Origin of the sequence: Polaribacter sp., from assembly GCF_965656025.1 — a bacterium.
GTDB lineage: Bacteria > Bacteroidota > Bacteroidia > Flavobacteriales > Flavobacteriaceae > Polaribacter.
Genome location: NZ_CBFHJT010000017.1, coordinates 16295 through 24314, shown reverse-complemented (window position 1 = coordinate 24314; position 8020 = coordinate 16295). Strand labels below are relative to the sequence as shown.

At 29.9% G+C, this 8020-nt stretch carries 11 protein-coding genes; 3 read left to right on the top strand and 8 right to left on the bottom strand.

Going from position 1 to position 8020, the window contains the following annotated elements; all coding sequences use genetic code 11:
* Positions 1-388: ATP-binding cassette domain-containing protein (locus ACTG3S_RS04895; RefSeq protein ID WP_439128256.1), on the top strand; the 388-nt coding region annotated here is incomplete at its 5' end.
* 54 nt (positions 389-442) lie between these two features.
* Here ACTG3S_RS04895 and ACTG3S_RS04890 read toward each other — a convergent pair.
* Positions 443-1384: a LysR substrate-binding domain-containing protein gene (locus ACTG3S_RS04890; protein ID WP_439128255.1), complete on the bottom strand. Its 942-nt coding sequence runs from the start codon at positions 1382-1384 to the stop codon at positions 443-445.
* Positions 1385-1489: 105 nt separating this feature from the next.
* On the opposite strand from ACTG3S_RS04890, the gene ACTG3S_RS04885 reads away from it, so the two are divergent.
* On the top strand, positions 1490-1963 hold the full coding sequence (locus ACTG3S_RS04885; protein WP_439128254.1) for a Dps family protein: 474 nt from the start codon (positions 1490-1492) through the stop codon (positions 1961-1963).
* 54 nt (positions 1964-2017) lie between these two features.
* On the opposite strand, the gene ACTG3S_RS04880 is transcribed toward ACTG3S_RS04885, so the two are convergent.
* The 3 genes from ACTG3S_RS04880 to ACTG3S_RS04870 form a co-directional block, all read right to left on the bottom strand.
* Positions 2018-2659 (bottom strand): acyloxyacyl hydrolase, encoded by a 642-nt coding sequence (locus ACTG3S_RS04880; RefSeq protein ID WP_439128253.1) that lies wholly within the window; start codon positions 2657-2659, stop codon positions 2018-2020.
* A gap of 8 nt (positions 2660-2667) precedes the next feature.
* Entirely contained in the window at positions 2668-3555 is an 888-nt protein-coding gene (locus ACTG3S_RS04875; protein WP_439128252.1) for a 3-hydroxyacyl-CoA dehydrogenase family protein, read from the bottom strand.
* 160 nt (positions 3556-3715) lie between these two features.
* Positions 3716-4675: a Gfo/Idh/MocA family protein gene (locus tag ACTG3S_RS04870; protein ID WP_439128251.1), complete on the bottom strand. Its 960-nt coding sequence runs from the start codon at positions 4673-4675 to the stop codon at positions 3716-3718.
* Between the two features lie 193 nt (positions 4676-4868).
* Between ACTG3S_RS04870 and ACTG3S_RS04865 the strand changes: the two genes are divergently transcribed.
* Positions 4869-5510, top strand: coding sequence for a protein-L-isoaspartate(D-aspartate) O-methyltransferase (locus tag ACTG3S_RS04865; protein WP_439128250.1), 642 nt, complete (start codon positions 4869-4871; stop codon positions 5508-5510).
* A 16-nt stretch (positions 5511-5526) separates the two neighbouring features.
* On the opposite strand, the gene ACTG3S_RS04860 is transcribed toward ACTG3S_RS04865, so the two are convergent.
* The 4 genes from ACTG3S_RS04860 to ACTG3S_RS04845 all read right to left on the bottom strand — a co-directional run bounded on the left by ACTG3S_RS04860 (position 5527) and on the right by ACTG3S_RS04845 (position 7788).
* Positions 5527-6051, bottom strand: a complete 525-nt coding sequence (locus tag ACTG3S_RS04860) for a GNAT family N-acetyltransferase (protein ID WP_439128249.1) — start codon at positions 6049-6051, stop codon at positions 5527-5529.
* Between the two features lie 37 nt (positions 6052-6088).
* Positions 6089-6511 carry a DUF2147 domain-containing protein gene (locus ACTG3S_RS04855; protein ID WP_439128248.1) on the bottom strand — a complete coding sequence of 141 codons (423 nt, stop codon included), beginning with the start codon at positions 6509-6511 and terminating at the stop codon, positions 6089-6091.
* 67 nt (positions 6512-6578) lie between these two features.
* A complete protein-coding gene (locus tag ACTG3S_RS04850) occupies positions 6579-7103 on the bottom strand; it encodes a KdsC family phosphatase (RefSeq protein WP_439128247.1) in 525 nt (174 codons plus the stop codon).
* Positions 7093-7788, bottom strand: a complete 696-nt coding sequence (locus tag ACTG3S_RS04845) for a Rossmann-like and DUF2520 domain-containing protein (protein ID WP_439128246.1) — start codon at positions 7786-7788, stop codon at positions 7093-7095. Before ACTG3S_RS04845 ends, ACTG3S_RS04850 begins: the two co-directional genes overlap by 11 nt.
* Positions 7789-8020 lie beyond the last annotated feature (232 nt).

The window sequence follows — 8020 nt, the reverse complement described above, 5'->3', positions numbered from 1 at the left end:
GGAGGAGCGAGAAGAAGTGTTTTTAAGAGGTTTTTTAGGAAAAATGATTTTCTCTGGAGAAGAAGCTTTGAAGAAAAGTAATGTTTTATCAGGTGGAGAAAAAGTACGTTGTATGCTGTCTAGAATGATGATGAAAAGAGCCAACATTTTAATTTTAGATGAACCAACAAATCACTTAGATTTAGAATCGATACAATCTTTAAACAACGCATTAATTAATTTTAAAGGTACAGTATTATTCTCTACACACGATCATGAGTTTGCGCAAACGGTTGCCAACAGAATTATAGAATTAACACCAAAAGGTGCTATAGATAGATATGCTACTTTTGATGAGTATTTATCAGATCCAAAAATTAAAGAATTACGAGAAAAAATGTATTCTTAATTAATAATAAAAAAAAGGAAGCTACTTAGCTTCCTTTTCTTTTATAGTTTTTACTTATTTCTTCTGTAATGGACTAATAATTTTTACATCAGAAAAAGAAATAGCACCTCTAATAACACCATCAATAGTCTTTTTTAAAGCTTCTATCAATTGCATTTTTAATTGCGATTTATGGTAAATTAAACTCACCTCTCTTGCGGGTGGCGGATTTGTAAATTCGCGTAAGTGTCTTTTATCAACATCATTTAAATCTAAAGTATGTAAATAAGGCAATAAAGTCATGCCTAAACCTTCTTTAGAGAGTTTTATCAAAGTATCAAAACTTCCACTGGCTAACTGAAACCCTTTTTTATTGTCTAACTTATGATTTCTACATAAATTCAAAACACTGTCCTTAAAACAATGCCCATCTTCTAACAACAAAATATCCTCCATTTCTAACTCATCTGCTGTAATTTGTTTGTTGTTAAAAAGTCTGTGACTTTGTGGTATCAATCCTACAAAAGGCTCATAATATAAAGGTCTTTCTTTTATGGCTTCATTTTCTAATGGAGTTGCAGCAATGGCAGCATCTATATGACCATCTGTTAACTTTCTTACAATTTCTTCTGTAGTTAACTCTTCTACAATTAATTTTACTTTCGGATATTTTTTTGTAAAATTATTTAAAAACATAGGTAACAAAGTGGGCATTATGGTAGGAATGATTCCTATTTTAAACTCACCACCAATAAAACCTTTTTGTTGATGTACAATATCTATAATTCGATTGCTTTCATCTACAATAACTTTGGCTTGTTCTACTATTTTTTTACCAACTGGCGTTAATTCTATAGGTTTTTTAGATCGATTAAATATTTGCACCTCTAACTCATCTTCTAATTTTTGAATTTGCATACTCAACGTGGGTTGTGTAACAAAACTATGTTCTGCAGCAATGGTGAAATTTTGATATTCTGCAACAGATAAAACGTATTTTAATTGGGTAATTGTCATTTTGTATAATAAATTTCGATAAAGATATTAAAACTATCAATATTTATTATAGTAAATCAAAATTAATTTCATTTAATTTTGAAAAGAACAATAAAATAGAATATTATGAGTACATCAATCTTAGGATTAGACCAAAAAGAAAGTGCTAATTTAGTAAATAAATTAAACGGTTTATTAGCAAATTTTCAAATATATTACCAAAATTTAAGAGGCTTACATTGGAATATAAAGGGAAATAATTTTTTCGAATTACATGTAAAGTTCGAAGAATTTTATACAGATTCTCAAGTTAAAATAGATGATATTGCAGAACGTATTTTAACGTTACAAGGCAAACCTTTACATACCTTTGCGGATTATATTGATAATGCTTCTGTACCTGTTGGTAAAGATATTTCTAATGATGTTGAAGCTGTAAATTTAGTGGTTAATTCTTTATCAGAATTGTTAAAAATTGAAAGAGAAATTCTAAATCTTTCAGATGATTCAAATGATGAAGGTACCAATGCAATGATGAGTGATTTTATATCAGAACAAGAAAAAACAATCTGGATGTTAAATTCTTGGTTGGGTAAATAAATTACTAATATTTCAAATTCAAAAAATGCTACAAACTATAATTTGTAGCATTTTTTAATTTAAAGCATATTGTAAACCCACTTCGAAACCTAAAAATGTATAACCATTATTAGGTTTTTTAGTATCTAGATTAGAAACATGCCCAATATTGCTTCCTAAATATAGCGTAGTTTGTTTATAAAATTGATAAGAAAAACCTAAAGAACCATTTTCTAAAAACGTAAATCCTTTTGCCAAACGCTCTGTTCTTGTATCTATATTAGCCAAACCTAATCCTATAGTGGCTAAAACACTAACATTGGTAAATAGTTGTTTTTTAAAAACAAAACCTAACTCAAAACCATATAAGTTAATGGTTTTTGGGGTAGTAAATTCTTTAATTTTTTCCTCAAAATTTTCTTCTGTGGGCAATACAAAAAAAGAATTATCTAATTGATGATTAATTTTTTGATATTGAGGCTGTAGAATTAATTCAAAATTGAAGTTTTTCCAATTCCCTAAATTATAAAAAGCTTGAATTTTGTAGGTGTTTGTGTTGTAAGAATAATCTTTATCATCAAACATAAAATTTTTTTCGTTAGCGTAATTGTATAAAAAACCAATTTTTTTTGGTTTTAATTTATCCTTGTTTACTTGAGCTTTTAAAGAAAAAATTGCTAAAAAAAACAGTATCGAAAATAAAAATATTTTATTCATTTATTTAATTAAGAAAACATACTAGCTACTTTTTCTGCTTTTCTACTTTCTGAATAATCGTAAAAACCTTCACCAGATTTCACCCCCAATTTACCAGCCATAACCATGTTAGCTAATAACGGGCAAGGAGCATATTTTGGGTTTTTGAAGCCATCATACATTACGTTTAAAATAGACAAACAAACGTCTAAGCCAATAAAATCTGCCAGTTGTAAAGGTCCCATAGGGTGTGCCATACCTAATTTCATAACCGTATCAATTTCTGCTACACCAGCCACACCATTGTACAGAGTTTCAATAGACTCGTTTATCATTGGCATTAAAATTCTATTTGCTACAAAACCTGGATAATCATTTACTTCAACAGGAATTTTATTAATTTTCTTAGCCAAATCTACAGTAAAATCCATAACAGCGTCAGAAGTATTATAACCTCTAATAATTTCTACCAACTTCATAATTGGTACAGGATTCATAAAATGCATACCAATAACCTTATCAGGTCTATTGGTTTCTGCAGCAATTTGAGTAATAGAAATAGAAGAAGTATTGGTTGCCAAAATAGTATCTTTTGGACAAGCCTGATCTAATTCTTTAAAAATTTTCCCTTTTAACGACACATTTTCTGTAGCAGCTTCTACCACTAAATTTGCATTTCTAACACCCTCTTTAATTGAAGTATAGGTTGTTATATTTTCTAATGTGTTATTTTTATCATCTTCTGAAATTTTTTCTTTAGCAACCATTCTATCTAAATTTTTGCTAATGGTAGCCAACCCATTTTTAAGTGCATTTTCAGACACATCTATCAGTTGTACATTGTAATTAAATTGTGCAAAAGTGTGTGCAATTCCATTTCCCATGGTTCCAGCACCTATTACTGCTATATTTTTCATTTTGTATATTTTTTGGGCGTTTTAACAGGCTTTCGCTACTCGCTTTACGCTGTTGGCGCAAGAGCTCAAACAGGTCGCTCAATCCTTAACGCATTTGTTTATAAACTCTTTTGAGATATGGTTACTTACTTCAATTCTAAATTTTCTTTGTTTTAAATAACTAAAAACAATCAATAATCATTTGTGCTACACGTAAAGCTTCTGCACCTTGATGTAAAGAAACCACTGGTTTTGTACCATTTTCTATAGCTTCTGCAAAAGATTCTAATTCATCTAAAATAGCGTTGTTATTTTCAATTTCAGGATTGTCAAAGTAAATTTGTTTTTTAACACCTTCTGCATTTTGTAAAATCATTGCAAATTCATCTGGTTGGTTAGGAACATCTTTCATTCTAACAATTTCAGATTTTTTCTCTAAAAAATCCACAGAAATATAAGCATCCTTCTGAAAAAAGCGAGATTTGCGCATGTTTTTCATAGAAATTCTACTGGCAGTTAAATTGGCAACACAGCCATTTTCGAACTCAATTCTTGCATTGGCAATATCTGGTGTTTCAGAAATTACAGAAATACCACTTGCATGTACATTTTTTACTTTAGAATTTACAACCGAAAGTATAATATCTATATCATGTATCATTAAATCTAGCACTACAGGTACATCTGTACCTCTCGGATTAAACTCTGCCAATCTATGAGACTCTATAAACATTGGTGTGTCTATTTTATCTTTTACAGCTGTAAATGCAGGGTTAAAACGTTCTACATGACCCACTTGACCTTGCACATGAAACTGACTTGCCAATGTTTTAATAGCTTCTGCTTCTAAAACAGTTTTTGTAATGGGTTTTTCTATGAAAATATGGCAACCTTTTTCTATAGCCATTTTTGCACACTCAAAATGAGACAAAGTAGGGGTAACAATGTCTACAACCTCTACTGCAGCAATTAAATCTTCTATAGAATCAAATAATTTATATCCAAATTCTTTGGCTATTTTTTCTGCATTTTCTTTAAAAGGGTCAAAAAAACCTACCAATTCATATTTTTCCGACTGTTGTAATAAACGAAGATGAATTTTACCTAGATGACCAGCACCTAAAACGCCTGCTTTTAGCATAAAATGTATTATTTTATTTTGTCTCCTCGAGCGCAGTCGAGAGGTTTGTAATTAATTATAAAGATAGTTTTCGACTGCGCTCGAACTGACCAATTTAATTTATAAAATTAAAAAATGCCAAAAACAAAGATACAATTTTATGAGTTTGTAATTATAATTATTCTTATTTTTAGCTCTTAGAAATTTGTTAAAATTGAAAGATACTTCAAAACACCAAGGACTTAGAAATCAGTTAGCTAACGTGTTAGTAGCTAAAGGCATTACAGATAAAAATGTTTTAAATGCAATCCGTAAAATTCCGCGTCATTTATTTATAGACTCTAGCTTTGAGGCACATGCTTATCAAGACAAAGCTTTCCCTATTGCAGCAGAACAAACCATTTCTCAACCTTACACTGTGGCATTTCAATCGCAAACATTGGCTCTAAAAAGTGGCGAAAAAGTATTAGAAATTGGTACAGGTTCAGGATATCAAACAGCTGTTTTATTAGAGCTAAATGCAGAAGTTTTTACAATAGAAAGACAGCGTGAGTTATTTAAAAAAACAAGTTTGTTTTTACCAAAAATTGGTTACAAGCCAAAGAAATTTATTTTTGGCGATGGTTATATAGGTTTAAAAGATCAGGCTCCTTTTGATAAAATTATTGTTACAGCAGGTGCACCATTTGTGCCAAAGCCATTACTAGCTCAATTAAAAATAGGAGGGATGTTGTTAATTCCTGTAGGTGATGAAACTCAAATTATGACGCTTTTTACAAGAAAATCTGCCAAGGAATTTGAAAAACAAGAATTAGGTGACTTTGCTTTTGTACCTATGTTAGAAGAGAAAAATTAATATTAGTTTTAAGGTTTTATTCGTTGAATTCCTTTGGATATTCAACCATCCCAGTAACCCCTTTGAGACCGTTTTTAACTAATTCTATAGCCATACAATTTTCTTTTGGTACCTCAAATGGTAGTTTAATTCCAAATTTATGAGCTTGTTTATAGCCAAATTTTGGGTAATACTTTTCGTGTCCAAGCACAATAACTGATTTATAGCCTAATTTTTTCGCTTTTTCATGTGATTGAACAATCAATTTTGCACCAATTCCTTTTTTTTGAAATTCGGGAAGCACAGAAACAGGTGCTAAAGCTAAGGAATCAAATTCTTTTACATCATTTCTTACTTTCAACTTGGTTAGTAAAATATGCCCTACAATTTTCTTGTCAATTTCAGCAACTAAAGATAATTCAGGTATAAAAGCGTCAGATTTTCTTAACTTTTCCACAAGAAATTGTTCTGTATGGTCTGCAAATTCTGCGTTTTTAAAAGCACTTTTAATTAGATTAAAAACTACTTTATGGTCGATTTTAGTTTCTTGTCTTATAATCACTTTTAGAATTCCTAATTATGTATTTAATTATTAAAACCTAAATAGCTCTTGTCCAATAGGCTGTTTTACCAAATAACGAAACACCAATATAACCTCTAATTTTTAGTTTATTACTTTCAATTAATTCGATATAGCATTTGTAAACTTTCCCATTTCTTGGGTCTAAAATGGTACCTCCAGACCATTCATCATCATCTTTTTCTAACCCAGATAAAATATTTAAACCTAATATAGGTTTGTTTTTATTTTCTCCCTCACATTCTACACAAAGCGCATTTTTTCTATCAGGATTTAAAATTTCTACAACTTTTGCGTAGGCTTTTCCATCTTTTTCATATACCTCTAAAACAGAGTCTACTTTACCAGCGTCGTTTTTAGAATTCCATTTACCAAAAATAGTTTGTGCATTTATAGTCATTGAAATAAATACAAATAAAAATGTAATACTTACTGTTTTCATGCCTGAGAAGTTTTATTTTTAAATTGATTGTGAAAGTATAAATTTTTTAACAAATATTTTGTTAAAACTATAAACTCGCATCAAAATTTTCTGTCCATTTGTTCTGAACTCTTAATACTTGCTCTATAACATCTCTTACACAACCTTCTCCGCCTTTTTTATCTGAAATGTACCTAGAAACTTGCTGAATTTCTCTAACAGCATCGTTTGGGCAAGCAGGTAAACCAACTAATTTCATTACAGGATAATCAGGAACATCATCGCCCATATACAAGACATTTTCTGGGTTTAAATTATATTTTTCTACCAACTGATTGTACTGTTTTATTTTATCATGTGCTCCTAAAAAAACATCTTCAATACCTAAAGCTTGCAATCTATTTCTAACACCTTCGTTAGTACCCCCAGAAATGATACAAACTCGGTAGCCTTTGTTTAAAGCATTTTTCATAGCATAACCATCTTTTACATTCATGTGTCTTACCAATTCTCCATCTGGCATAATGGTTAAAGTTCCGTTGGTTAAAACTCCATCAACATCAAAAATAAAGGTGTTTATTTTGGGTAATAATTGTTTAAAGCTAATTTCCATTCTGAATAGATTTTGTGATCAATTTATATATTTTTTGCTGTTGTTTTTCTAACAACTTTAAATGATTTTTTATCGTTTTTTTATCGTTTCTAATGGCTGGACCTGTTTGAGCCTTTTTTGGCGAAAGTGTTTTTATCTTTTCTGAAGTTTCGTCAATTAAAGGTTGTAAAATTTCAAAAGGAATATCATTTTCTTGACAAATATCATTACCAATTTGATATAAATGATTGGTGAAATTATTGACAAAAACAGCAGCTACATGTAATTTTTTTCGTTGTTCAGAGTTAATGTTGTATACTTTTTTACCAATGGATTTGGCTAGCTTTTCAAGCAATAGATAATCATTTTTTTTAGATGCTTCTAAACAAAAAGGGACTTTAGAAAAATTAACTTTTTTATCTTTAGAAAAGGTTTGCAACATATAAAAAACACCTTTATTTGTCGTATTTTTTAAATCTTCTAAAGCAAAACTACCAGAAGTATGAACTACAAACGCATTGGTAATTTTAGCAGAAACTTCTGAAATCGCATCATCGGAAACAGCAATTATGGTTACATCTGCATCTTGAATATTTTCTAATTTTCTAGAGTTTACTTGTGTAACTTTCACATCTTCAGCTTTTAAAAAAGCGTTGTATAAATGTGTGGCTACATTTCCATTACCAATAATTGCTACAGATATCATTATAGCGAAGATATTGATTTTTTGTAGAAATTTAGAATTGGATTTGGTAATTTAGCATTCGAAAATTCAATACAATGAAAAATTCTAACAAACTAGGAATTAACACAACCTGTGTACATACAGGAGAAGTAAAAGATGAACAATTTAAAGGGGCAGTTTCGCCCATATATATGTCTACTTCTTATGCTTTTGATGGCGTTGATGTAAAACGTTATCCACGTTATTTAAATAC